Annotated in this window: 20 protein-coding genes; 10 read left to right on the top strand and 10 right to left on the bottom strand. The window is 64.4% G+C overall.

The features are described 5' to 3' along the window. Positions 1–106: 106 nt before the first annotated feature. The 3 genes from AB5Y59_RS08945 (at position 107) to AB5Y59_RS08935 (ending at position 2,547) form a co-directional block, all read left to right on the top strand. Positions 107–1,453 (top strand): MATE family efflux transporter, encoded by a 1,347-nt coding sequence (locus AB5Y59_RS08945; RefSeq protein WP_160836864.1) that lies wholly within the window; start codon positions 107–109, stop codon positions 1,451–1,453. An 11-nt stretch (positions 1,454–1,464) separates the two neighbouring features. Continuing rightward, positions 1,465–2,055 (top strand): hypothetical protein, encoded by a 591-nt coding sequence (locus AB5Y59_RS08940; RefSeq protein ID WP_010674074.1) that lies wholly within the window; start codon positions 1,465–1,467, stop codon positions 2,053–2,055. A gap of 276 nt (positions 2,056–2,331) precedes the next feature. After that, positions 2,332–2,547, top strand: coding sequence for a YdcH family protein (locus AB5Y59_RS08935; protein WP_005313020.1), 216 nt, complete (start codon positions 2,332–2,334; stop codon positions 2,545–2,547). A 161-nt stretch (positions 2,548–2,708) separates the two neighbouring features. On the opposite strand, the gene nifJ is transcribed toward AB5Y59_RS08935, so the two are convergent. Next, on the bottom strand, positions 2,709–6,314 hold the full coding sequence (nifJ, locus tag AB5Y59_RS08930) for a pyruvate:ferredoxin (flavodoxin) oxidoreductase (RefSeq protein WP_368211849.1): 3,606 nt from the start codon (positions 6,312–6,314) through the stop codon (positions 2,709–2,711). Beyond that, on the bottom strand, positions 6,311–7,957 hold the full coding sequence (locus tag AB5Y59_RS08925) for an NAD(P)-binding protein (protein ID WP_368211848.1): 1,647 nt from the start codon (positions 7,955–7,957) through the stop codon (positions 6,311–6,313). The genes nifJ and AB5Y59_RS08925 overlap by 4 nt, the downstream gene beginning before the upstream one ends. A 350-nt stretch (positions 7,958–8,307) precedes the next feature. On the opposite strand from AB5Y59_RS08925, the gene AB5Y59_RS08920 reads away from it, so the two are divergent. Next, positions 8,308–10,110, top strand: a complete 1,803-nt coding sequence (locus AB5Y59_RS08920) for an MOSC N-terminal beta barrel domain-containing protein (RefSeq protein WP_368211846.1) — start codon at positions 8,308–8,310, stop codon at positions 10,108–10,110. A gap of 80 nt (positions 10,111–10,190) precedes the next feature. Here AB5Y59_RS08920 and htpX read toward each other — a convergent pair whose 3' ends face one another. The 5 genes from htpX to bioB all read right to left on the bottom strand — a co-directional run bounded on the left by htpX (position 10,191) and on the right by bioB (position 15,040). Further along, positions 10,191–11,063, bottom strand: a complete 873-nt coding sequence (gene htpX / locus AB5Y59_RS08915) for a protease HtpX (RefSeq protein WP_010674070.1) — start codon at positions 11,061–11,063, stop codon at positions 10,191–10,193. A 113-nt stretch (positions 11,064–11,176) separates the two neighbouring features. Then, positions 11,177–11,857, bottom strand: coding sequence for a dethiobiotin synthase (gene bioD / locus AB5Y59_RS08910; protein WP_048207283.1), 681 nt, complete (start codon positions 11,855–11,857; stop codon positions 11,177–11,179). Between the two features lie 108 nt (positions 11,858–11,965). Then, a complete protein-coding gene (gene bioC / locus AB5Y59_RS08905) occupies positions 11,966–12,769 on the bottom strand; it encodes a malonyl-ACP O-methyltransferase BioC (RefSeq protein WP_041212694.1) in 804 nt (267 codons plus the stop codon). Then, positions 12,759–13,955, bottom strand: coding sequence for an 8-amino-7-oxononanoate synthase (bioF, locus tag AB5Y59_RS08900; RefSeq protein ID WP_368211844.1), 1,197 nt, complete (start codon positions 13,953–13,955; stop codon positions 12,759–12,761). The genes bioC and bioF overlap by 11 nt, the downstream gene beginning before the upstream one ends. After that, positions 13,952–15,040 (bottom strand): biotin synthase BioB, encoded by a 1,089-nt coding sequence (gene bioB / locus AB5Y59_RS08895; RefSeq protein ID WP_368211843.1) that lies wholly within the window; start codon positions 15,038–15,040, stop codon positions 13,952–13,954. The genes bioF and bioB overlap by 4 nt, the downstream gene beginning before the upstream one ends. A 193-nt stretch (positions 15,041–15,233) precedes the next feature. On the opposite strand from bioB, the gene bioA reads away from it, so the two are divergent. Continuing rightward, a complete protein-coding gene (gene bioA / locus AB5Y59_RS08890; protein WP_139736663.1) occupies positions 15,234–16,508 on the top strand; it encodes an adenosylmethionine--8-amino-7-oxononanoate transaminase in 1,275 nt (424 codons plus the stop codon). Positions 16,509–16,643: 135 nt separating this feature from the next. Next, positions 16,644–17,465, top strand: a complete 822-nt coding sequence (locus tag AB5Y59_RS08885; protein WP_139736664.1) for a HAMP domain-containing protein — start codon at positions 16,644–16,646, stop codon at positions 17,463–17,465. On the opposite strand, the gene AB5Y59_RS08880 is transcribed toward AB5Y59_RS08885, so the two are convergent. Further along, the gene (locus AB5Y59_RS08880) at positions 17,453–17,827 is read right to left on the bottom strand and encodes a hypothetical protein (RefSeq protein ID WP_223915971.1); all 375 of its coding nucleotides are present in this window, start codon (positions 17,825–17,827) and stop codon (positions 17,453–17,455) included. The two genes, AB5Y59_RS08885 and AB5Y59_RS08880, sit on opposite strands and share 13 nt — an antisense overlap. Before the next feature lie 168 nt (positions 17,828–17,995). Here AB5Y59_RS08880 and asnS point away from each other — a divergent pair, with 168 nt between their 5' ends. The 3 genes from asnS (at position 17,996) to AB5Y59_RS08865 (ending at position 21,876) form a co-directional block, all read left to right on the top strand. After that, complete coding sequence (asnS, locus tag AB5Y59_RS08875) at positions 17,996–19,396, top strand: asparagine--tRNA ligase (RefSeq protein ID WP_039039869.1); 1,401 nt, start codon at positions 17,996–17,998, stop codon at positions 19,394–19,396. A gap of 352 nt (positions 19,397–19,748) precedes the next feature. Further along, the gene (locus AB5Y59_RS08870) at positions 19,749–21,092 is read left to right on the top strand and encodes an anaerobic C4-dicarboxylate transporter (protein WP_139736665.1); all 1,344 of its coding nucleotides are present in this window, start codon (positions 19,749–19,751) and stop codon (positions 21,090–21,092) included. Positions 21,093–21,219: 127 nt separating this feature from the next. Next, a complete protein-coding gene (locus tag AB5Y59_RS08865) occupies positions 21,220–21,876 on the top strand; it encodes a hypothetical protein (protein ID WP_368211841.1) in 657 nt (218 codons plus the stop codon). Positions 21,877–21,946: 70 nt separating this feature from the next. On the opposite strand, the gene AB5Y59_RS08860 is transcribed toward AB5Y59_RS08865, so the two are convergent. Further along, entirely contained in the window at positions 21,947–23,086 is a 1,140-nt protein-coding gene (locus AB5Y59_RS08860) for a M20 family metallopeptidase (protein ID WP_368211839.1), read from the bottom strand. Positions 23,087–23,223: 137 nt separating this feature from the next. Next, positions 23,224–24,600, bottom strand: a complete 1,377-nt coding sequence (gene dcuC, locus AB5Y59_RS08855; protein WP_368211837.1) for a C4-dicarboxylate transporter DcuC — start codon at positions 24,598–24,600, stop codon at positions 23,224–23,226. Positions 24,601–24,885: 285 nt separating this feature from the next. Here dcuC and AB5Y59_RS08850 point away from each other — a divergent pair, with 285 nt between their 5' ends. Continuing rightward, positions 24,886–25,200, top strand: a complete 315-nt coding sequence (locus AB5Y59_RS08850; protein WP_010674057.1) for a hypothetical protein — start codon at positions 24,886–24,888, stop codon at positions 25,198–25,200. Positions 25,201–25,551 lie beyond the last annotated feature (351 nt).

Here is a 25,551-nt window from a genome sequence, read left to right as displayed (position 1 = left end):
GCAGGTCCCCTCCTCCTGCGACCAGGATTGCACCCCGCCCCCGCTTGGTGTTAAATGCCCCTCCAGTTGGCCCTGACGAGGGCCATCGCCAGCACCTGGATATCCCATGCAGACTCAATCCCACGCGGGCCCGGGCTCCCTCTTCGCCCTGACCTGGCCACTGTTCATCGATCTGGCCCTTCACTTTCTGACCGGGGCCCTCAACACCTTCATGGTGGGCCACGTCTCCTATCAGGGGGTGGCGGCCCTCGCGGTGGGCAACCAGGTCTTCGATCTCGCCATCACCCTGTTCAGCTTCGTCAGCATCGGCACCAGCGTGGTGATCACCCAGTATCTGGGGGCGGGAGACAAGGAAAAAGCCCGCGTCGTCATCCACACCGCCATCGGCTTCAACCTGCTGGTGGGACTGGTGGCCGCGGTCGGCGTCATGGCGGGGGCCGGCACCATGCTGGCGCTGATGAACCTGCCTGCCCACCTGATGAGCGACGGCAGCCTCTACCTGCAGATCATCGGGCTTTGCCTGCTGCCGGAGGCGGCGGCCCTCTGTCTGGCCGCCACCCTGCGTGCCCACGGCCACACCCGCCAGGCCATGTACGTGACCCTCATCGTCAACCTCATCACCTTCGTCGGCAACCTGCTGCTGCTCTACGGCTGGTTCGGCCTGCCCCAGCTCGGGGTCGCCGGGGTCGCCATCAGCACGGTGGCGGGGCGCATCGTCGGGGTGGCGCTGCTGGTATGGCTGGTGGCGCGCAAGACCGGCATCCGGCTGCGTCTGCCCGAGATCGTCCGCCCAAGCCGCGCCATGCTGGACAAGGTGCTGCACATCGGTCTGCCGGCGGCGGGGGAGAACCTCTCCTGGATGCTGCAGTTCATGGTGGTGACCGCCTTCGTCGGCCTGCTCGGCGACAAGGCGCTGGCGACCCAGTCCTACTTCTTCCAGATCTGCCTGTTCATCCTGCTGTTCGGCCTCTCCATCGGCCTTGGCAACGAGATCATCATCGGCCACCTGGCGGGGGCCCGACGCTTCGATCAGGCCTATCGCCAACTGATGAAGAGCCTGAAACTCGGCCTCATCGTCACCGCCGCCATCGCCATCGCCGCCGCCCTCAACGGTCGCGCCATCATCAGCCTGTTCACCGACGACGCCGACATCATCACCCAGGTGGCGCAGCTCTTCCTCATCAGCCTCATCCTCGAACCCGGTCGCACCTTCAATCTGGTGGTGATCAACGCCCTGCGCGCCACCGGGGATGCCCGTTTCCCGCTCTACATGGCGCTCGTCTCCATGTGGGGCATTGCCGTTCCCCTGGCCTATTTCCTTGGTATCATGCAGGGCTACGGCCTGGTAGGCATCTGGCTGGCCCTCGCCTGCGACGAGTGGGTGCGCGGTCTGGCCATGTTCTGGCGCTGGCGCAGTCGTCGCTGGCAAAACAAAATTCTTGTCGAAACATAAGCGGAATCACCATGAAGAAAATCGGACTCTTGTTGACGGCCATCCTGCTCAGCCCGCTCGCCATGGCGCAAACCGCCCCGGCGACCCCCAAGGCGCAGGCTCCCCAGACCTGGTATGTGGCCCCCATCGTCATCGACGAGACCAGCGAAGCCCAGAAGGCCCTGACCAAGGAGTTCACGGCCCAGATGATCAAGACCATCAAGATCAACGAGTACCAGACCGGCAAGGCGGTGGGCAAAACCAAATCGCCCAAGTGGCTGATCCGCACCAAGCTGATGCCCGCCAGCACCGAGCCCCTGGTCGGCAAGAAGCACCCGCAGGGCCTCACCTATGGCAAGGGCATCCCCACCCAGGAGATCGTCGGCGAGCTCATCATGAACGGCACCCTGGTGGCCCACATCGGTCAGGGCTGGCGCGAACCCATCGTGCCGGGCACACCGGTGGCGGAGAAGATCTCCATCGCCAACTACCAGTACGCCATCGGCAACGAGGCCAAGGCGCCGGATCTGGAAGAGCTGGCGGCGCAGATCGGTTTCGAGGCGGGCAAGGTGATTGCCAGAGACGGCAAGCCCCTGCCCGAGAAGAAAAAGAAAAAAGAGTAAACGGCTCACCCGTTTCCAGTCAGGGGCCTCGCGCCCCTTTCTGTTGCCCGCCCCGTTGCAGACCCCCTCTCCCGAATGTGAAGCGGATCCCGCTTCTTTCCTCTGCTGTCCCTGGGTCAGCAGGCAATCATCATGTAATTCAAACAGTTAAAAATCACCCTTCTTATGCAGCAATTCCGTGGCCCCGAATTGGATCGGGATCACGTTTCTCCCCGGCAGTAAGGGGTACTTTGGTCTTGCAGGCACAATCAAACGACAACAAGGAGGCTTCATTACATGTTTCCGGAGTACAGAGATCTCATCTCGAAACTGAAGAGCAGTGATGTCCATTTCCAGAAGAAGTTTGACTTGCACAACGACCTGGATGCGGAGATCAGAAAGCTGGAGAAACACCACGCCAGCGACTACAGCTCCGAGGTGAAGGATCTGAAAAAACAGAAACTTAAACTGAAAGAGGAGATATACGACATCCTCAAACAACATCCACACTAGACGCCTCGACGAATACCTGGATAAGCAACTTATCCTGCCAGCCCGGCCCGACGCCGGGCTTTTTATTGACCGCCCCAAGGCGCGGCAACGGCCACTTCCCTTGGCACCGGAAAACGAAGCGGGCCAATGGCCCGCTTTGTCTTACCTGTTTCATCCCATGATCACACCGGCGGATGGAACTGGCTGGCCTCGCGGGTGGCCATCTCCTCGTAGGTAGCCCACTTCTGCCACGCCACTTGTTGCGCCACCTGCATCAGCCGCTCGGCCTCCTCCGGGTGGCTCTGGGCCAGCACCCGGTAGCGGTTCTCCTCTGCCCGGTATTCGGCGAGCGAAATGGAGGGGCGCAGGCTGTCGAGGCTGAAGGGGTTCTGCCCGGCGCTTCGCAGTACCGGGTTGTAGCGCATCAGCGGCCAGTGGCCCGAATCGACCGCACGCTTCTGTTGGGCCAATCCCTGCTCCATGTCGATGCCGTGGGCGATGCAGTGGCTGTAGGCGATGATCAGCGACGGGCCCGGATAGGCTTCCGCTTCCCGCAAGACCTGCAGCGCCTGCTGCGGGTTGGCACCAAAGGCGATGCGAGCAACATAGACGTTGCCGTAGGAGATGGCCTGCAACGCCACATCCTTCTTGGCCAGCGTCTTGCCTCCCGCCGCAAACTTGGCGACGGCACCGAGCGGCGTCGATTTCGACATCTGACCGCCGGTGTTGGAGTAGACCTCGGTATCCATCACCAGCACGTTCACATCGCGGCCGGAGGCGAGCACGTGATCGAGCCCCGCCGAGCCGATGTCATAGGCCCAGCCATCGCCGCCCACTATCCAGACCGAGCGGCGCACCAGCTGATCAATCAAGGAGAGCAGCTCGCGAGCCTTGCCGGATTTCACCTCTTCCAGCCGCTCCCGCACTTGCGCGACCCGGGTACGCTGGGCGCGGATCTCCGACTCCAGCCGCTGGGGGGCGCTGATCAGCGACTCGACTAGCTCTGCGCCCAGCTCCCCCTTCATCGCCTGCAAAGCCGCCACCGCCTGACCGTGATGCTGATCGGCGGTGAGGCGAAAACCAAAGCCAAACTCGGCGTTGTCCTCAAACAATGAGTTCGACCAGGCCGGCCCCTTCCCTTCGCCGTTCTTGGCCCAGGGCGTGGTCGGCAGGTTGCCGCCATAGATGGAGGAGCAACCGGTGGCGTTGGCCACCAGCATGCGATCCCCAAACAGCTGGGTCAGCAACTTGAGGTACGGGGTCTCGCCACAACCAGCGCAGGCACCGGAGAACTCGAACAGGGGTTCGAGGAACTGGGTGCCGCGCACCGTGGAGAAGTCCACCCGCTCGCGAGCAGGCCAGGGCAGACTCTCGAACCAGCGCAGGGCCTGCTTCTGACCAGCCAGATGCGGCGCCTTGTCCATCATGGCGATGGCTCGCTCGCCTTCATGGCTTTCTCCTTCTGCACTCTTGCCTTGATGGCGGGCATCCGCTCCGACCCGCACCGGACAGGCCTGCACGCACTGGCCACAACCGGTGCAATCTTCCGGATAGAGCTGCAAGGTGTAGCGGCTGTCGGGGAAGCCCTTGGCGGTGACGGGCACCGACTGCGCAGCCTCGGGGGCGGTCGCCAGCCAGTCCTGATGGTAGAACTTGGCCCGCAGCGCCCCATGGGGGCAGACAAAGACACAGTTGCCACACTGGATGCAGATATCCGAATGCCAAATCGGGATCTCGCGGGCGATATCCCGCTTCTCGAAGCGGCTGGTGGCGGTGGGGTAAGTACCATCCACCGGCAGCATGGATACAGGGATCAAATCGCCGCGCCCCGCCAGCATCTCGCCAGTGACCCGTTGGACAAACTCGCAGCCACCCGGTGCCAGCGGCAGCGGATAGTCGCTGATCTGCTCCTCACCGGCCGGGATGGCCACCTGATGGAGATGAGCCAGAGTGTCGTCCACCGCCGCGAAGTTGCGCTCGACCACCTCGGGCCCCTTGCGGGCATAGCTCTTCTCGATGCTCTCCTTGATCAGCGCAATCGCCTCATCCCGCGGCAAGATGCCAGCCAGCGCGAAGAAACAGGTCTGCATGATGGTGTTGATGCGATTGCCCATGCCGTTGCGCTCGGCCACCCGATCCCCGTCGATGCAATAGAGCCGGATATCGAGGGCACGGATGCGGGCGCGCAGCCGCTCGGGCAGCTCGGCCCAGACCCGGTCAGGCTCATAGGGAACATTGAGCAGCAGGGTCGCCCCTTCGGCGGCATGCTCCAGTAGATCCACTGACTCGACAAAGCCCCACTGGTGGCAGCCGATAAAGCTCGCCTGCTCGATAAGCCAGGGGGCATCGATGGGCTCGGGGCCAAAGCGCAGGTGGGAGACGGTGCGCGAGCCCGACTTCTTGGAGTCGTAGACGAAGTAGCCCTGGGCGTGGAAGCCCTCCAGCTCGCCGATGATCTTGATGCTGTTCTTGTTGGCACCGACTGTGCCGTCGGCACCGAGGCCAAAGAAGAGCGCCCGCACCCGGCTGGCAGGCTCCAGATCGCCGATGGGGTGCCAGGCCAGACTGAGGCCCGACACATCATCGACAATCCCCACGGTAAAGCGCGGGCGCGGCGCGTCGGAGGCCAGCTCCTCGAACACGGCCGCGCACATGGCGGGGGTGAACTCTTTGGAAGAGAGGCCGTAGCGACCACCGCTCAGCCAGGGCAACCGCTTGATAAGGCCGCGCTGCAAACCGTCGATCAGCGCGCTCTGCACATCCAGCAGCAGCGGCTCGCCACCGGCCCCCGGCTCCTTTGTGCGATCCAGCACCGCCATGCGGCGAACGCTCGCGGGCAGGGCATCGAGCAGCGCCTGCACCGGGAAGGGGCGATAGAGGCGCACCACCAAGACCCCGGTCTTGCGATCCTGCCGGTTGAGCCAATCCACCGTCGTGCGGGCGGTGGCCGCCCCCGAGCCCATCAGCACGATGACATCGGTGGCATCGGTTGCGCCGTGGTACTCCACCAGCCGGTAGTGGCGGCCGGTCAGCTCGCCGAGGCTCTCCATGCACTGCTGCACCCGCGCCGGCACCGCCTCGTAGAAGGGGTTGACGCTCTCGCGGGACTGGAAATAGGTGTCCGGGTTCTGGGCGGTGCCACGCATCACCGGATGATCCGGGTTGAGCGCCCGCGCACGGTGGGCGCGCACCCAGTCGTTGTCGATAAGGGCCCGGATCTCATCCCGATGCAGCGCGGTGATCTTGTTCACCTCGTGGGAGGTGCGAAAGCCGTCGAAGAAGTGGATAAAGGGCACCCGGCATTGCAGGGTGACGCTGTGGGCGACCAAAGCCAGGTCCTGCGCCTCCTGCACCGAGCCGGAGGCGAGCATGGCAAAGCCGGTGCTGCGCGCCGCCATCACGTCCTGATGGTCGCCAAAAATCGAGAGCCCCTGCGCCGCCAAGGATCGGGCCGCCACATGGAACACCGCCGAGGTCAATTCGCCTGCGATCTTGTACATGTTGGGCAGCATCAGCATCAGCCCCTGACTGGCGGTGAAGGTGGTGGCGAGCGCCCCCGCCTGCAGGGCGCCGTGCACCGTGCCAGCCGCTCCCCCTTCGCTCTGCATCTCTACCACGGTGGGGATGTTGCCCCAGAGGTTGGTCTGCCCCTGTGCCGCCCAGGCGTCGGCCAGTTCGGCCATGGTCGAGCTCGGGGTGATGGGGTAGATGGCACACACTTCGCTCAGCTGGTACGCCACCCGGGCCGCGGCTTCGTTGCCGTCAACCATGATCAGTTCATGTTTCATTGGGACTCCTCCGGTTGGCGCAACTCGATGGCGTGGCAGGGGCACTGGTCATGGCAGGCACCACAGCCGGTGCAGCGTTCGGCATCCACCTGATACCCCAGACCCGGCCCCAGCTTGGCGATGGCCTGCTCTGGGCAGCTGCCATAGCAGCCGTCGCACTCGAAGCAGTTGCCGCAGGAGTAGCAGCGCGCCGCCTCGTAGCGGGCCGCCGTCTCGTCCAGTCCGCCGATGATCTCGCCAAAGTCATCCCGCGCCGAGGGCGGTTTGACCGGCTGGCTGCTGGCCGGGGCGTGGGTCTGGAACCAGAGCTGCAACTGCTCCGGCCCCACCAATGAATAGGAAAGCGGTTTGTGGTAGTGGCGACCGCGCAGCCAGGCATCCATGTGGCGCGCCGCCTTCTTGCCGTGGCCGGTGGCGATGGTGACGGTGCGCTCGGAGGGCACCATGTCGCCGCCGGCAAACAGACCCGGCACATCCGTCATCAGGTTCTCGCCAACCTGCACCACCCCCTCCTTGTTGACCCGCACGCCGGGAATGCTCTCCAGCACAGAGAGGTCGACCTCCTGACCGAGCGCCAGAATAAGGGAGTCCGCTTCAAGGGTTTCAAACTTGCCGGTAGGCACCGGCTTGCCCTCGGCATCCAGCGCCATCACCTCCACCTCGATATTGGTACTGTCGAGCTGGCGGATGCTGCGCAGCCAGTTGATCTTGATCCCCTCCTCTTCGGCCTCGTCGGCTTCGAAGGTGTGGGCCGGCATATGATCCCGGTCGCGGCGGTAGATGATCATCGCCTCCTCGACCCCGAGACGGCGGGCGGTACGGGCCGCATCCATGGCAGTGTTGCCGCCGCCGTAGATGGCCACCCGCCGTCCCAGCTTGGGGGGCGGCAACCCCTGTTCTTCGGCAAGACTGGCCTGCTCGAGGAAACTCACCGCATCGAGGATCTTGCCCGCCTCCCGGGCCGGAATATCGACCCGCTTGGCCAGATGGGCGCCGATGGCCATGAAGACGGCGTCAAAGCCCCCCTCGTCGCGCTCGCACAACACATCCTCCACCTTGTGGTTGAGGGTCAGGGTCACCCCGGCCGCCACGATGCGGGCCACCTCCCGATCCAGCACGTCGCGGGGCAGACGGTAAGCGGGAATACCGAAACGCAGCATGCCGCCCGCCAGTGGCCCCGCTTCGCGGATCTCCACCTGATGGCCTAGCCGATTGAGGTGCCAGGCGCAGGAGAGGCCGGAGGGACCGGCGCCAATGACCAGCACCTTCTTGCCGCTGGCGGGGGCAGGCGGCGCAGGCTGCCAGCCCCGGGCCAGCGCCTCGTCGCCGAGGAAGCGTTCGATGGCGTGGATGGAGACGGCATCATCCACCTGGGCACGGTTGCAGGCCGTTTCGCAGGGGTGATAACAGACCCGCCCGTGGACTGCAGGCAGGGGATTTTCTTCGATCAGTCGTTGCCAGGCCGCCTCAAAGCGGCCCGCTTCGGCCAGGGCAAGCCAGGCCTGGATGTTCTCGCCAGCCGGGCAGGCGTGGTTGCAAGGTGGCAGGGCCGGCCGCCAGACGGGCAGCCGGGTGCGAACCGGGCCTGTTCCCGTTTTCTGGGAGAGATCCGGCTGTGGGGTCATATCCAGTTGTTTGCTCATACATTGCTTTCTTCTTTTTGTGTGACAGGCCCCATCCGAATGCGCTTGATACCGTGTTGCCTGGGCAGACGGTGGCCGGAGAGGGAAGAAGCGAAAGCGTCAGAAACTGGAAGCTGGCCCGATGATGGGCCGTTTTTTGTACGACATGGTGGATCAGGATCAATAAATGTTGCGCTTTATGGGTCGCCCCCTTCACAACCGGATCCCCGTCACACCCCGCAGCCATTCGGGCCTGTCGCCCGAGCCCCCTCGCCGCCCTCGACATGGGCAGCAGGAGAAGATTGCCGCCCGGGGCAGGAATCGTTATCTTCCCCTCTTCACAGGAATCGCCACAGCACAAGGACCAGGACATGCCGACCCTCGCCAGCATACATCTCTACCCCATCAAATCGACGGCAGGCATGCCGCTGGAGCGCGCCCGGGTGACCCAGGAGGGACTTGCCGGGGATCGCCGCTACATGGTGGTCAAACCGGATGGCACCTTTATCACCGCCCGCACCCATCCCCAGTTGCAGCAGGTGGTGGCCACCCCCGTCGAGGGGGGGCTGCAACTGCGCTATCCGGGTCTGCCCCCCCTTGCCCTCATGGAGGCGGCGTTCAGTCGCGCCCCTCAGCACACCGGAGTCTGGGGGGATCGCTTTACCGCCCTGCACACCGGGCCCGACGCCGATGAGTGGCTGAGCCGGGTGGCGAGGGAGCCGGTGCGCCTGCTCTGGCTCGGGGAGGCATCCGATCGTTTTCGGGAGAAGACCGGCACCCGGGTGAGCTTTGCGGACGGCTACCCCTTGCTGCTCATCAGCCAGGCTTCCCTTGAGGATCTCAACCTGAGATCCGATGCCTTGCACCAGATGAGCCAGTTTCGTACCAACCTGGTGGCGAGCGGCACCCGCCCCTTCGAGGAGGATGGCTGGAAGCGGATCCGCATCGGCGAGGTGGAGTTTCGGGTGGACAAGCCGTGCAGTCGCTGCATCATGACCACGGTGGAGGCAGGCACGGAGCGCTTCAATGCCCTGAAAGAGCCGCTGGCCACCCTCACCCGCTACCGCCGTGGCGAAGATGGTGAGGTCTATTTCGGCCAGAATCTGGTGGCCCTGAACGAGGGGTGGATTGAGGCGGGCAGCGAGATCGAGGTGCTGGAGCGGGCCCGGGCGCCGGTCTACCCCAACGCGGCCCCGAAAAAGCGGGAGCTGGTGTGCGTCGCCCGGGAACCCCTGGCCCGGGATCTGGAAACCTTCTGGTTCGAGGCCGCCGACGGCGAGCCCCTGCCCGACTACCTGCCTGGCCAGCACCTGCCCATCAGCCTCGATATCAAAAACACACGGGTTCAACGCCGCTACACCCTGAGCTCCACGCCGGAGCGGCCCGAGCGTTACAGCATCAGCGTCAAGAAGCTGGCCGATGGCCGCCTCTCCCCCTGGCTGCACCATGAGCTGCGCGTGGGCGATCACCTGCTGGCCGCCCCCCCGGCCGGCGAGTTTCACCTAGGGTCCGAGCGCAGGCTGCTGCTGCTCTCGGCGGGATCCGGTGTCACCCCCATGCTCTCCATTGCCCGCACTCTGGCACTACGGGGGGAGCTCGGTGACGTCCACTTCATGCACCTGTGTCGCAGCGAGGCGGATATTCCTGCCGCCAGCGAGCTGCACGCCATGGCGCAGCAGGGAATGACCCTCACCCTGATCCTCAGCCAGCCCGATGCGCACTGGCAGGGACTCAGCGGCCGTCTGAATGACGATCACCTGGGCCGGATCCGGGGTTTGCAGGAGCGGGAGGTGTTTATCTGCGGCCCCCACGGCTTTATGGCCGATGCAGCCAACCGGCTGACCGCCCTCGGCGTACCGGCCGGGCGCATCCGCCAGGAGAGCTTTGGCGGGGCCCTGCTCTCGGTGGCCCGCCCCCATCAGGCGGTGCAACTGCGTATCGGCGAGCGGGAGTTTGCGGGCAACAACCAGGGCACCGTGCTGGATCAGGCCAACAAGCAGGGGGTAGAGCTGCCCTGGAGCTGCCGTGCCGGCATCTGCGGCAGTTGCAAGCAGACCCTGGTCTCGGGCGAGGTGGATCACCCCGATGCCCCCGCCATCAGCGCCGCCGAGCGTGCCGAGGGCAAGATCCTCACCTGCTGCGCCGTGCCCCTGACGGATCTGGTGATCAAATAGGGTGATCGGGGGGCAAAACCCCGTCCCCGGAATGCAAAACGGCTGCCCGAGGGCAGCCGTTTTCTTTAGATGACTGGCTATCAGCCACGCAGGGCGGCGATGCGCTGCTCGATGGGCGGGTGGCTCATGAACAGCTCGCTCATGGAGCGCTTGCCGTTGATGCCGAACGCCATCATGGAACCCTCCATCTGCGGCTCGGCACCGCGGGCGAGACGCTGGAGCGCGGCAATCATCTTGTCGCGGCCGGCCAGCTTGGCGGCACCGGCGTCGGCACGGAACTCGCGCTGACGGCTGAACCACATGACGATGATGGAGGCGAGCACGCCGAACACCATCTCCAGCACGAACACGGTGATCATGTAGGCGAAACCGCCGGTGCTGCTGCTCTCTTCCTCGTTGTTGGAGCTGAAGAAGTTGCTGATGACGCCAGCCACGATGCGGGCGAAGAACATCACGAAGGTGTTCACCACCCCCTGGATCAGGGTCAGGGTCACCATGTCGCCGTTGGCCACGTGGCTCACCTCGTGGGCCAGCACGGCTTCCGCCTCGTCGCGGCTCATGCTGTAGAGCAGACCGGAGGAGACGGCGACGAGGGAGTCGTCACGGCGGGCACCGGTGGCAAAGGCGTTCATCTCGGGGGAGTCGTAGATCCCCACTTCCGGCATCTTGATGCCAGCCTCACGGGCCTGACGGGCAACAGTGCTCACCAGCCAGTGCTCGGTCTCGTTGCGGGGCTGCTCGATGACCTGGACGCCATAGCTGCGCTTGGCCATCCACTTGGACATCAGCAAGGAGATAAAGGAACCCCCAAAACCGAACACGGCGCAGAACACCAACAGACCGGAAATGCTGGACTTGTTGATCCCCAGAACCGAGAACAGGATATTGAGTACCACCCCCAGCACCAGCATGACGGCCAGGTTGGTCACCAGGAATAGCATAATTCGCTTCATATTGACTCCTTGTGAGATATGGATGCATGGTTCGGGGCGCCCCAGGGGCGACCGATGCCACACTTGCCCCAGATAATAGACAGACTCGATGAATGTTTGCTGAATGTCTGGCCTCAGAGCAAGGGCGACACATCGAGACAGTGGTGCAAATCCACCTCATTCACCGCGTCCACGAAGGGGAGCTCCCCCAGAAATGGGGCCGGCAACATGGCTTTCAAGGTGTCCAGGTTCTCCTCGTAGCGGCTCATGTGCGGATCCACCCGGTTGATGACCCAGCCCGCTAGGGTCAACCCCTGCTGACGAATGGCGCTGACGGTGAGCAGGGCATGGTTGAGGCAGCCCAGCCTGGCCCCCACCACCAGGATCACCGGCAGCCGCTCCTGGGCGACCCACTCCGAGAGCAGACGCTGATGATCCAGCGGCAGGAACCAGCCCCCCGCCCCCTCGACAATGACGAGATCGGCCCCAGCTCCCTCAATCTCCCGCAAGCCGGCGGAGAGATCCTCGAAGGGGATGCTCACCCCCCGCTCACGGGCGGCGATATGGGGGGCGATGGGCGGCTCGAAGGCATAGGGATTGACCTGCTCGTAGGGCAGCGCAACCGTGGCCGCCTGCTGCAACAGCAAGGCATCCAGATTGCGCAGCCCCTCCGGGGTGCGGGTGCAGCCCGCCGACACCGGTTTGTACCCGGCGCAGCGAATGCCTCTGGCGGCAAGCGCCAGCAACAGGGTGCGGGCCACCAGGGTCTTGCCCACGTCGGTGTCCGTGCCCGTGATGAAATAGGATGTCCCCATGATGATTCCTCGATGCAGTGCAGGGGCGCAGAGGCGCCCCGATATCCATGGTGAAAGGCAGGCGCACGTCCTGCCGCTGAAGGGGTGGGTGCGCCGGGTCTTTTTGTGTCAGCGCCGCACCAGGCGCCCGAGGCAGACCTCGTAGCTGGCGGCCAGCAGGCCGTCCGGTTGACGGTGGCGCTCGTAGGCCTCCCCCAGTCGCACCAGGCGCTGGCGATGACCCAGGCCCGCAGACCGCTCGTCGTTGACCTGGCTCGCACCTATCCCTTTGAGGTCGCGCAGCAGTCCGCTGAGCGCCGGGTAGGCGAGGGACCAGGTCAGCGGGCAGAGTGCCGGGGCCTCGAAGCCCCCGTCACGGGCCGCCTGCTGCAACTGGGGCAACGTCAGGAAGCGATTGACATGGTCACGACCATCCACGGCCCGCCAGGCCTCCCGCAGTTGCCACAGTGACCCCGAAAGCAGGGTCGAGAAGAAGACCTGGCCACCGGGTTTGAGCACCCGGTTGAGCTCGGCAAAGGCCTGGGCCGGCCGCTCGCACCACTGCAGGGCCAGGCTGGAGAAAACCCAGTCCAGGCTCTGGTCGGCAAAGGGCAGCCCCTCCGCGTCGCCGCACACCAGGCGGGCTCCGCTGCCGCGAAGGGCCGCCTGGGCCAGCATGCCGGGAGCGAGATCCAGCCCGGTCAGCGTCTCGCAGCGCGGGGCCAGGGCAGGCAGGAAGAAACCGGTGCCGCAGCCCAGATCCAGCCCGGCCCCTGAGCGCACCTCTTTCACGCCCCCCTCGTCCATGCGCGCCAGCAGCGACTGCCCCACCTCCTGCTGGAAGCGGGCGTGGGCGTCGTAGTGGCGGGCCGCCGCCCCGAAGCGGCGGGCGAGCTGTGCCTTGTCCACCGACTGGAAACGCTCATGCACCATGGGTGCCCCCTCTCTCGTCAGTGGATGGGCGGGGCCCCAGGGCCTCGAGCAGGCGATCCACGTCATCTTCGCCATGGGCGGCGCACAGGGTGATGCGAAGGCGCGCCGTGCCGAGCGGCACCGTGGGTGGGCGGATGGCGCCGGCCCAGACACCGCACTCCCGCAGCCGCTCGGCCAGTTGCAGGGCAGCGACGCTCTCCCCCACCAGCAGCGGCTGGATGGGGGTATCGCTTGCCCCAAGCCGCCAGCCGAGCGCCTGCGCCCCCTGCCGGAACCGGGCGACAAGGCGAGCCAGGTGGGCACGGGCCTCGTTGGCTACGCGTACCAGCTCGATGCTCTGGCGCACGGCGCACGCCTGGGCGGGGGGCATATGGGTGCTGTAGACATAGTGGCGGGCAAAATTGACCAGGTACTCCACCAGCTCGCGACTGCCACCCACAAAGGCGCCGGCCACCCCGAGCGCCTTGCCGAAGGTCCCCATCTGGATGTGCACGCTGGCCGGGTTCACCCCCTGGGCTGCCAGGGTGCCGCGCCCCTCGGCACCCAGCACGCCGAGGCCGTGGGCATCGTCAATCATCAGCCAGTTGCCGCTTCGGGATGCGAGTGTGGCCAGCTCAGCCCAGGGGGCCTGATCCCCGTCCATGCTGAAGACCCCTTCCGAGACGATCAGGCCCCGGTTTGGCTCAAGCAGCCGCTCAAGGGCCGCCATGTCGTTGTGGCAAAAGCGCTTCATCTTGCAGGGGAGCTGGCTCCCCATCTCCTGCAGGGAGGCGTGGTTGAGCCTGTCCTGCCACAGCAGGTGATCCTTGCCGAGCAAGGCCTTGAGCACCGCCTGATTGGCGGAGAAGCCGCAGTTGAACAGCAGCACCGCCTCCACCCCGAGCCAGTCGGCAAGGGCCTCTTCCAGCTCCTGGTGAGCGCGGCTGTAACCGGTCACCAGGGGCGAGGCGCCTGCCCCTGCGCCATATTGCGCCACCCCCGCCGTGAAGGCGGCCTTGATGGCGGGGTGACCGGCAAGGCCCAGGTAGTCGTTGCCAGAGACATTGAGGTAATCGCGCCCCCCGACCCGGATCCGCCCGCCGCTCGCCACATCCACCGGGGTGCGTCGGCGCAGCAGGGTGGCCTGTTCACGCTCGGCCAGCGCCTCCCCCAGGGCAAAGGGGCCGGTAACAACGGGCGTCATCATGGACGGAGGACATCTGCGCGGGAACGGGTGGCATCGTAGAAGAGTTCGCTCGGCTCGCTCTGGCGGTTCACCTCGGCCAGCAGCTCCTCCTCTTGAACCTGATCCGGCTTCTGGGCCCGCTGAGCGGGGCGAATGCCAAGGCGCTTGAAGAGCTGCATGTCGCTGTTCTCGTCCGGATTGGGGGTGGTCAGCAGCTTGCAGCCGTAGAAGATGGAGTTGGCCCCGGCCATAAAGCACATGGCCTGCATCTGCTCATTCATCTTCTCCCGCCCGGCGGAGAGGCGCACGTGGGAGGCCGGCATCATGATGCGCGCCACGGCGATGGTGCGGATAAATTCGAACGAGTCCAGGTTCTCCTGGTTCTCCAGGGGCGTGCCCTTCACCTTGACCAGCATGTTGATGGGCACGCTCTCCGGGTGGCGCGGCAGGTTGGCCAGCGCCATCAAGAGGCCCGCACGATCTTTTGCCTGCTCACCCATGCCGACGATGCCGCCGGAGCAGACCTTCATGCCGGCGCCGCGCACATGCTCCAGGGTGTCGAGCCTGTCCTGATAGGTGCGGGTGGTGATGATGTCGCCGTAGAACTCCGGCGAGGTGTCGAGGTTGTGGTTGTAGTAATCGAGCCCCGCCGCCCCGAGACGCGCCGCCTGATCGGCGGTCAGCATCCCCAGCGTCATGCAGGTCTCCATGCCGAGCCCGCGCACCTCTTCAATCATGCGCAGGATGTAGGGCATGTCCTTCTCTTTCGGGTTGCGCCAGGCCGCCCCCATGCAGAAGCGGGACGAGCCGTTGGCCTTGGCCTCACGGGCCCGCTCCAGCACTTTTTCCACCTCCATCAGCCGCTCGGTCTCGAGCCCGGTGTGGTAGCGAGCGCTCTGGGGGCAGTATTTGCAATCCTCCGGGCAGGCACCGGTCTTGATGGAGAGCAAGGTGCTTACCTGCACCTCGTTCGGGTCGAAATGGGCGCGGTGCACCGTCTGGGCCTGGAACAGCAGATCGTTGAATGGCAGGGCAAAGAGATCCTGAACCTCGGACAGGGTCCAGTCGTGACGAAGGGCGTGGGCACCCGCGGTGAGAGCATTCATACATGGCTTCCGGTTGTTATTGGTGGGATCCTGCGCCGCGCTCAAGAGAGCGTTCGCCGCAAGACCCGCCAGCTGGACAGCGCGACGCCAGGGCGTGCGCGAAGCCAAGTGGCTGAAATTGTTGGCTAGTGTAGAGAGCACGCGTAGACTGTCAACACCGACCAGATCAAATCAATTGACAACAGAACATAAAATGACCAATCAAGAATTCGACCTGCACCACGTCTGGCACCCCTATACCTCCCTCACCCATCCCCTGCCCTGCTATGAAGTGGCCAGCGCCAAAGGGGTGACCCTCACCCTGACGGACGGGCGCGAGCTGGTGGATGGCATGAGCTCCTGGTGGGCCTGCGTTCACGGCTATCAGGTGCCGGAACTGGACGCGGCCGCCACCGCCCAGCTCGGCAAGATGTCCCACGTGATGTTTGGCGGCCTGACCCATGCCCCGGCGGTCGAGCTCTGCCGCAAACTGGTGGAGATCACCCCGAAGGGGCTGGATCGGGTCTTTCTGGCGGATTCCGGCTCGGTGGCGGTGGAAGTGGCCCTCAAGATGGCCCAGCAGTACTGGCATGCCAAAGGGACGCCCCGCGCCAAATTCGTTGCCCTTCGGGGCGGCTATCACGGCGACACCTTCGGCGCCATGAGCGTGTGCGACCCGGATGGCGGCATGCACGAGCTCTACCAGGGCTTCCTGCCCGAACACCATTTCGTCGAAGCGCCAAGCTGCCGCTTCCACGCCCAGTGGGACGAGCAGAGCGTGGTGGAGCTGGCCACCCTGGTGGCGGATCATCACGAGGAAATTGCCGCCATCGTGCTCGAACCCATCGTCCAGGGGGCAGGCGGCATGCGCTTCTACCACCCCCGCTACCTGCAGTGGGTGCGCGCCCTGTGCGACGAGTTCGGCCTGCTGCTGATTGCCGACGAGATAGCCACCGGCTTTGGCCGCACCGGCCAGCTCTTTGCCTGCGACTGGGCGGGGATCAGCCCCGACATCATGTGCCTGGGCAAGGCGCTTACCGGCGGCTACCTGACGCTGTCGGCCACGCTCACAACCGAGCATGTGGCTCGCACCGTGTGTGACGGCAAGGCGGGCGTCTTCATGCACGGCCCCACCTTCATGGGCAACCCGCTCGCCTGCGCGGTGGCCAACGCCTCCATCGAGTTGCTGCTCGCCTCACCTTGGCAGGAGCGGGTTCGCGTCATCGAACACCAACTCAAAACCGAACTGGTGGAGCTGACCCTGCACCCGGCGGTGGCGGATGTGCGGGTGCTCGGCGCCATCGGGGTGGTGGAGATGAAGGAGCGGGTGGACGTGGCGCGCATCCAGCGCAAGTTCGTGGAGCTGGGCGCCTGGATCCGTCCCTTTGGCAAGCTCATCTACCTGATGCCTCCCTTCGTCATCACCCCCGAGGAGCTGCGGGTATTGACCGGCGCCATCCACGAGGCCATCACTATCGGCGAATATTGAGTCCGGATGAACGGGCCCTGCATGAGAACGCAGGGCCTTTCGGCGCTTTTTCATCAGAATGTGAGCAAGACACCAAAACCCGTCCGGCGAGGAGAGTAGACTGCGCGGGTTTTACCCAACAGATGTACCAGTCCCATGCGCCTCTCCATTGCTGCCAAGATCAACTTCTTCCTGCTCTTCATCTTCTCCATGGTGTTGGTGTTTTCCGCGGCCTATCAGGCGGTGCGCGAGCGTGACCTCATCCTGACCCTCATCAAGGAACAGAGCCGCGAGCAGACCGAGGCCTACTTCGACGGCCTCAACATGCTGATGCTGACCGGCAAGATGGACGCCCGCGACACCCTGCGCGCCAAGTTTCTCGATCACGCCCACGTGGAAGATGCCCGCATCGTGCGCGGGGCGGCGGTCAACAAGCAGTACGGGCCGGGCCGTGACGTCGAGGCCCCGAAGGACAGGTTTGATGCCCTGGCGCTGGCGGGCAAGGGGAGCCTGGAGGTAGAGCATGACGGCATGCACAGCCGGCTGGTGGTGACCCGCCCGCTGCTGGCCAGAAAGGATTTTCGCGGTACCGACTGCACCAGCTGCCACCAGGTGCCGGAAAACACCGTGCTGGGGGCGGTGCGTTTTGACTACTCCCTCGACACCCTGTTTACCCGGGTGGAGCAGAACATCCTCACCTCGGCCCTGAGCCTCACCCTCATCTTCGGGCTGGGACTCCTGCTCACCCTCTGGGTCATCCGCACCTGGATAGTCCGCCCCCTCAACCAGCTGACCCGCTCCATGGAGGAGGCCACCGATCGCAACGACTTCGGCCACAGGCTGGAGGGGGATGAAGGGGACGAGATTGGCCGGGTGGCGCTCGCCTACAACCAGATGCTCGACAGCGTGGAGCGCCAGATAGGCAAGCGCCCCGCCTCTCAGGGGCTGGATGACGGCGACGGCCCTCAGCCCCGGTAGTAAAGCAGCAGGCAGGCCACCAGGATCAGCAGCAGGATGAAGAGATTGACGTGGCGGGCATCTTCCTGCCGACGGCTGCGGCCACGGGCCAGCACCAGCACCACCAGGGTCAGCAGGCAGCAACCCCAGAGCCCGCGCTCCAGCCAGGGGGTAAGCAGGGGGTCCCAGCTCTGGCGCACCTTGACGCCCCCATAGACCAGAAAGCCGTAAGCCACCTCTGGCCGGGCGAAGTGATAGAGGGAGAGCAGGGCGACAAAGCCGCCCCAGCAGAGGATCACCAGCCCCTGCAACACCCGTATCCAGCCATCCGGCCCCCGCCTGCGCTCCTTCACCTTCACCCCCGTCCAGCCGCCATGATCCATGCACGATGCATGGGGAAATCCCCGCAAGGGTCCGACATTTTTGCTTGTTTATCAAACCTGCGCGGGTAAGATGAACGGCTTAGTCTGCCATGGTGGGCCAACTGCGCCCGGGCCAGACCCCTAGTGTTGCAAATAGCGCTGCAAGAACAAGCTGGAGACAATATTTCGATGACGCACGCATCCGTAGTTGATGTGCTGGCCGGTAAGTATTCGGTCGGCACCACCCTGACTGTGAAAGGGTGGATCCGGACCCGCCGCGATTCCAAGGCGGGGATCTCATTTTTGGCCGTTTCCGATGGCTCCTGCTTCCATCCGGTGCAGGCCGTCGCCCCCAATACCCTGGCCAATTACGAGAATGAAGTGCAACGTCTGACCACAGCTTGCTCCGTCGAAGTGACCGGCACCGTGGTCGAGTCCCAGGGCAGCGGCCAGGCGTTCGAACTGCAGGCCACCGAGGTCAAGGTGGTGGGCTGGGTCGAAGATCCGGACACCTACCCCATGTCTGCCAAGCGCCACAGCATCGAGTACCTGCGCGAGCAGGGCCACCTGCGTGCCCGCACCAACATCGTCGGTGCCGTGACCCGGGTGCGCAACTGCCTCTCCCAGGCCATTCACCGCTTCTTCCACGAACAGGGCTACCTCTGGATCGCGGCGCCCCTCATCACCGCCTCCGACACCGAAGGGGCCGGCGAGATGTTCCGCGTCTCCACCCTGGACATGGAAAACCTGCCGCGCACCCCCGAAGGCAAGGTGGACTACGACAAGGACTTCTTCGGCAAGGAGACCTTCCTGACCGTGTCCGGCCAGCTGAACGTCGAAACCTACGCCTGCGCCCTGTCCAAGGTCTACACCTTCGGCCCGACCTTCCGCGCCGAAAACTCCAACACCAGCCGCCACCTGGCCGAGTTCTGGATGGTGGAGCCGGAAGTGGCCTTCGCCGATCTGGAAGACAACGCCGCCCTGGCCGAAGCCATGCTGAAGTACGTCTTCAACGCCGTGCTGACCGAGCGCCGCGACGATCTGGAGTTCTTCGCCCAGCACGTGGACAAGGACGCCATCGGCCGTCTGGAGCGCTTCGTCGCCTCCGACTTCGCCCAGATTGACTACACCGATGCCATCGACGTGCTGCAAAACTGCGGCAAGAGCTTCGAGTTCCCGGTCTCCTGGGGCATCGATCTCTCCTCCGAGCACGAGCGCTACCTGGCCGAGGAGCACTTCAAGTCCCCGGTGGTGGTGAAGAACTACCCGAAGGACATCAAGGCCTTCTACATGCGCCTCAACGACGACGGCAAGACCGTTGCCGCCATGGACGTACTGGCCCCGGGGATCGGCGAGATCATCGGCGGCTCCCAGCGTGAAGAGCGTCTCGAGGTGCTGGATGCCCGTCTGGCCGAGATGGGTCTGAACAAGGAAGACTACTGGTGGTACCGCGATCTGCGTCGCTACGGCACCGTGCCCCACTCCGGCTTCGGTCTGGGCTTCGAGCGCCTGGTGGTCTACGTGACCGGCATGGGCAACGTGCGCGACGTGATCCCCTTCCCCCGTACTCCCCGCACCGCCGAGTTCTAAGGCGACCCGCCTACTCGCACCGTGCAAAAGCCGACCCCCGGGGTCGGCTTTTTTTATGCCCGCCTCGCTCTTCCCGCACGTGTCATTTCCGCCTTTTGCATTCCAAACCCTGTGCTCTCCCCCATCTTTCCCGTCATTTATCTGGTGTGCGCCAGGAAGCGGTCCCCTGTTCAAGGGCTGAATCGTAGTTTTTATGCACTTAAATCGGAAAAAAGCCGGTTGTTGAAGCAACGCAATTTTTTACCCCTTTAGGGGTGACAAAATATCCATTAACCCTTCAGGGGTAATTGATGACAGCGGATCCCGGGCAGCTGGCCGATGGGGACATGGATAAAACACACGAGGTAATGGAATGATCTTGATGGAATTTTTGGTGGTACTCGGCTGCTTGCTGCTGGGTACCCGCTTCGGAGGCATGGGGCTGGGTCTTATCAGCGGCATTGGTCTGTTCCTGCTGACCTTCGTCTTCGGCCTGGTGCCGGGCGAGCCGCCGGTGCAGGTGATGCTGACCATACTGGCGGTCATTGGCTGCGCCGCCACCCTGCAGACCGCCGGCGGTCTCAACCTGATGATGCAGGTGGCCGAGCGTCTGCTGCGCCGCCACCCCCAGTACATCACCCTGCTGGCGCCGCTCACTACCTGGACCCTCACCTTCCTGTGCGGCACCGGCCACGTGGTCTACACCATGTTCCCCATCATCGCCGACATCGCGCTGCAGAAGAACATCCGCCCGGAGCGCCCCATGGCAGTGGCGTCCGTTGCCTCCCAGATGGCCATCTGCGCCTCGCCGGTCTCGGTGGCCGTGGTCTCCATGGTCTCCATCCTGGCGGCGGCTCACGGCGTGGGTCAGGCCTACGGTCTGCTCGACATCCTGATGGTCGCCATCCCCTCCTCTCTCATGGGTGTCATGATGGCGGCCCTGTGGAGCCTGCGCCGCGGCAAGGATCTGGACAAGGACGAGGAGTTCCAGGCCAAGATCAAGGACCCTGCCCAGCGGGACTTCATCTACGGCGGTGGTGAAACCCTGCTCAACACCAAGTTCCCGAAAGAGGCCTACTGGTCCACCTGGATCTTCTTCGCCGCCATCGCTGCCGTGGTGGTGCTGGGGGCCGATGAGGCGCTGCGCCCCGTCTTCACCATCAAGGAGAAGACGGGCCCCCTCTCCATGAACCTGGTGATCCAGATGATGATGCTGATCGCCGGCGCCATCATCCTGATGCGCTGCAAGGTCAAGCCGGGGGAGATCGCCAACGGCGCCGTCTTCAAGGCGGGCATGGTCGCCATCTTCTCCGTGTTCGGGGTCGCCTGGATGAGCGAAACCTTCTTCCAGGCCCACATGCCGCTGCTCAAGGAGACCCTGGCCCACGTGGTACAGGCCCAGCCCTGGACCTACGCCCTGGTGCTCTTCCTCATCTCCAAGCTGGTGAACAGCCAGGCCGCGGCGCTCACCGCCATCGCCCCCATGGGGCTGGCGCTGGGGGTCGAACCCAAACTGCTCATCGCCTTCCTGCCGGCGAGCTACGGCTACTTCGTGCTGCCGACCTACCCGAGCGATCTCGCCTGCATCGGCTTCGACCGCTCCGGCACCACCCGCATCGGCAAGTTCATCATCAACCACAGCTTCATCATTCCGGGCCTCATCGGGGTGGTGACCTCCTGTACCCTGGGCTTCATCCTGACCAGCATCCTGCTGTAACAGGCATCCAGTGCGAGCGGCTCCCCCGTGGGAGCCGCTTTTTTATCCCCGCATCCCCGGCCCGCGCTTTGCCATCGCCCCCCACTCTGGGTAGCATGAGCCCTCTTTTATTCAGCGGAAATCCCCCATGTCTCGCGTCATCCTGCTCTGGAGCGGCGGCAAAGATGCCATGCAGGCCCTCTGCCACGCCCGGGAGGCGGGCCATCAGGTGGTGGCCCTGGTCACCTTTGCCCCGCCAGCGCCCCGCTTTCTCGCCCATCCTCTGTCACAGGTTCGCCGTCAGGCGGCGGCCCTCGCGCTGCCCCATCGGCTGGTCACCATCGAGGCGCCCTTCGATCTCGGTTATGAGCGGGCCCTGGCGGCATTGAAAGAGGAGTGGCAACTCGATGGGGTCGTCACCGGCGACATCGACAGCGTGGGGGGCGCGCCGAACTGGATCCGCGAGCGCTGTCGCCCCCTGGGGCTCACCGTTCACACCCCGCTCTGGCAACAACCCCGCGAGGCGTTGCTGGCGGACATGCTGACCCGCGGCATCGTCACCCACCTCTCCTGCGTCGATACCCGGGTGCTGGCCCCCGAGTGGGTGGGGCGCAAGCTCGATGCGGCCACCCTGGCCGAATTGCACCAACTGGCAGCAACCCGGGGCTTCGATGCCTGCGGCGAGCAGGGGGAGTACCACACCATGGTGACCGACGGCCCCGGGTTTGCGGCGCCGCTGACACTCGGCCACTGGCAGGTGGCGCGCCAGGAGCACCTCGCCTATCTGCAAGAGGACGAGGAATGACCTCTCTCGAGGGCGACACATAAAAAACGGGAGGCGATGGCCTCCCGTTTTGCTTGTCCTTAACGTTGACCTAGTTGGCCAGCTTGCCCAACACCCGCTTAAGCAGGCGGATGCGCGGCTCGATGCTGTCCAGCAGCAGGAATTCCGCCTCCGAGTGAAAGCCACCCCCCATGGGGCCGAAGCCATCGAGGGACGGCACGCCTGCGGCGGCGGTGAAGTTGGCATCGGAGCCGCCACCGGCCTCCAGCCAGGTGAAGGGAACGCCCTCCTCCCTGCCTGCAGCCTCCACCAGCGCCATCAGGGCCTCGGTGTCGCCGCTCGGGCGCATCGCGGGCTTGAAGCTCTGGCGCGCCACCTCGACCCGGCAACCGGCGAGGAAGGGGTTGTTGGCCATGAAGGTGAGCCGGTCGTGCACCGCCTGTGCCTCTTCGTTGCACCAGAAGCGCAGATCCACGATCGCCTCGGCAAAGTCGGGCACCACGTTGACGCCGGTCCCCCCCTGCACCACCCCCACGTTCATGGTGGTGCCGGTTTCCATGTTGACCTGCTGGTTGATGGCGAGCACCCAGTGGGCCAGCTCCGTGATGGCGGAGATCCCTTGTGCCAGGGCCGAGCCTGCATGGGAGGCTTTGCCGTGGAAGGTGATGCGGTACTTGGCATTGCCCTTGCGGGCGCTGATGAGATCCCCGCTCGGGCGGGCCGCCTCGGCCACCAGCACGCAGCCGCTCTGTTTGGCTTTTTTCACCAGCCAATCTTTGGACCAGGGAGAGCCAATCTCCTCGTCGCAGTTGCAGCAGACCAGCACCTTGAGCCTGGCCAGCACGGCCGGGTCCAGCTCTTTCAAGGCATACCAGGTAGAGAGCAGGCCGCTCTTCATGTCCGAGACGCCGGGGCCAAAGGCCTGATTGCCTTCGATTTTCAGCGGTCGCTTGGCCGCCGTCCCCTCGGGGAAGACGGTGTCCATGTGGCCCACCAGCATGACGTCGTAGTGATCGGCCCCCGGGGCATTGGTTGCCTCGAGGCAGGGGCCGCACTCGGCGGCGAACTGGTGGCGGGTCACCTGCCAGCCGATGGCCTCATATTTCTCGGTCATGATGTCGGCCACTTTGGCCACCCCGGCCGGGGTGCGGGTACCGCAGTCGAGATTGATGAGCGGGGCCAGATCCGCCAGATAGGTATCGAGGGAGAACGGGCGCGTGAGATCGTTCATTGTCTTCTCCATGGAACAATCTGCGTAAAAGACAGACTGTTTTTGCAACGATAAGAGTGGGCGGGCACTCGGCGCCGCCTCGTCAACGGCGGTCGGCCAGCGTGGATCAACTGGCCGCCGCCTCTACACCAGAGCCTTTACATGAACAGCAGATAGTTGAGGAGCAGCGCCGTCACCAGGGCCCCCGCCATGGGCACGCTGGTGCGCTTGACCACCACGAAGGGAGAGACCTTGGCGATGCCCGCACAGGCGATGAGCACCGCCGCGATGGGGGAGACGGTGCGGCCGATACTGGAGGCAAGCTGCATCGGCAGCAGCATGGTCACCGCCGGCACGCCAAACTTGGCCGCCACCGCGGGGGCCAGGGAGGAGAAACTGAGGAAGGCCGCGTTGCCCGAGCCCATGATGACCGCCGCCACCATGATGAGCCCCACCATCACCAGGGTCATCAGGCCGCTGCCGATGCCGGCATTGCTGGCAGAGTGCAGCAGGGTATCGATGGCGCCGATGGCCTTGAGGGATTCGGCGAAGAGCTCGGCACAGACGATGAGCGCCACCACGGGGCCGAACACCTTGCCCATGCCGTCGAGGAAGCTCGACAGCCCCGCGAAGGCGGTGCGCACCGAGCGGGTGCGCAGCAGCTCGCACAGCATGCCGATAAAGACCGACAGCAGCATGGCCACCTCCACGCTGACGCTGATGCTGGTCACCAGGAGCTTGGAGAAGGTCATCATCAGTACGAAGGGGATGATGGGCAGCAGGCCGTACCAGGTCGGCGCGGCCACCTCGTCCGCCCCTTTCTCGTCAAGCTCCGCGTGTTCGCCGCGATGCAGGGCCGGATCCCAGCCCTCCTGGCGGTCACAGTGCCGCTGCCAGAAGAAGTGCAGCACCATGGTCACCAGCAGCATGGGGGCCACCAGCCAGATCTGGTAGTCGACGAAATAGCTGGTGGGATCCATGCCGGACTGGCCGGCGGAGAAGATGGCGTTGGTCTGGGTCGGGCCGATTTCGAACGCCTGGGAGGTGGCGATGACGCCGCAGGCGGAAGCCGGGCTGATGCCGAGGTTGCGCATCACCGGGTACATGGTGACCATCAGCAGCAGGCCGAGGCCGGTGGCGGAGGTGACGAACAGGGAGACGAAGACCGCCACCAGGTAGCAGATGGCCAGCATCAGGTAGCTGGACTGGATGCCCGCCACCGGTTTGACCGCCACCCGCACCAGGGACTGGGAGGCGCCGATATGGGACATGTAGGTGGCAAAGCCCGCCACCGCCATGATGGTGAGGCCGAGCCCCGCCGCCCGGTAGGAGAAGATCCCCTTGAACACCTCGAACAGGTCGAACAGGGCGAAGCCGGTGCTCTTGTCGGCGGGCAGAATGGGGTGCAATCCCAGCCAGTAGGCGACGGTGAAGATGGCCATGCCGGCCAGCGCCAGCACCGCCTGCGGGTTGTAATCCTTGATGATGCCGTAGACCACGGCGATCAGCACGAGCAAGACGAAGACGAGTTCCAAGGTGCACTCCTGACAAAATTATCGAGAAGCGCAATCTAGTGGGGGATCTCCCCTTTCCTCTTGATCACCATCAATAAAGATGGAAAAAGCAAACGGTTGCAGATTTTTATTCCGAAAATGAAATCAAAAACGACACTTAACATCACAGAACTGGATCTAGAATGCTCCCCAGGGTATCCCTGACCGACAACCGCCACTTTGTTTGCGTTGGATCAACATCCCGCCGGGGTGAACTGGCCAAGATGCCCGTCGACACAGAGCGACCATTTCGCACCGGAGAGAGTTATGACAAACCAAGCCACCGCAGGCACCCCGACCTGCGACTGCAAGCTGTGGGACATCCTCGTCGAGTCTGCAAAGGAACGCACCACCATTCGTTACTCCAAACTGGCCAGGCAGGCCGGGCTGGAGCAGTGCCAGGATGAACTGCGCACCCTGCTGCAACGCATCCGCATGTATTGCACCGAAAATCACCTGCCCATTCTCTCCGCCATCGTGATGGATGACGTGGGCAAATACGCCGGCCTCTCCTCCAGCCTGCCGGATGCCCCCTGGGAGCGGGCACGGGTCTTCGATCACGAGTGGACCACACTGCACTAATAGCCTTCTTCCCCCAAAACGCGCCCGTCGGCGCGTTTTGGCTATCTGCCTCCCGCCAACCCCCCCCCACCAGCCTCACTGGTAAAACCAGCCCATCCGGCCATCAGCGTTGCCATGGCTGGGCCACAATGCCAGAATCGGGCCCTTGCACGATTTCCGGGCCGCTGGCCCGCAGACAAAGGATCTCCCATGGCCACCACCCTCTATGGCATCAAGAACTGTGGACGTTGATGATGGAAGGACCATGAATAATAGGCTGTATGGAGATGGTATTCACCTGACAGTTGCCCACAAAAGGGAGTGGTCATACGGCTTCAAACCGGATAACAAAACGGTACCCCTACCGTGTTA

Origin of the sequence: Aeromonas sp. s10 (assembly GCF_040907975.1) — a bacterium.
Taxonomy (GTDB): Bacteria; Pseudomonadota; Gammaproteobacteria; order Enterobacterales; family Aeromonadaceae; genus Aeromonas; species Aeromonas caviae.
Note: the sequence above shows the minus strand (reverse complement) of the source record. Positions and strands in the feature narration are given on the sequence as shown.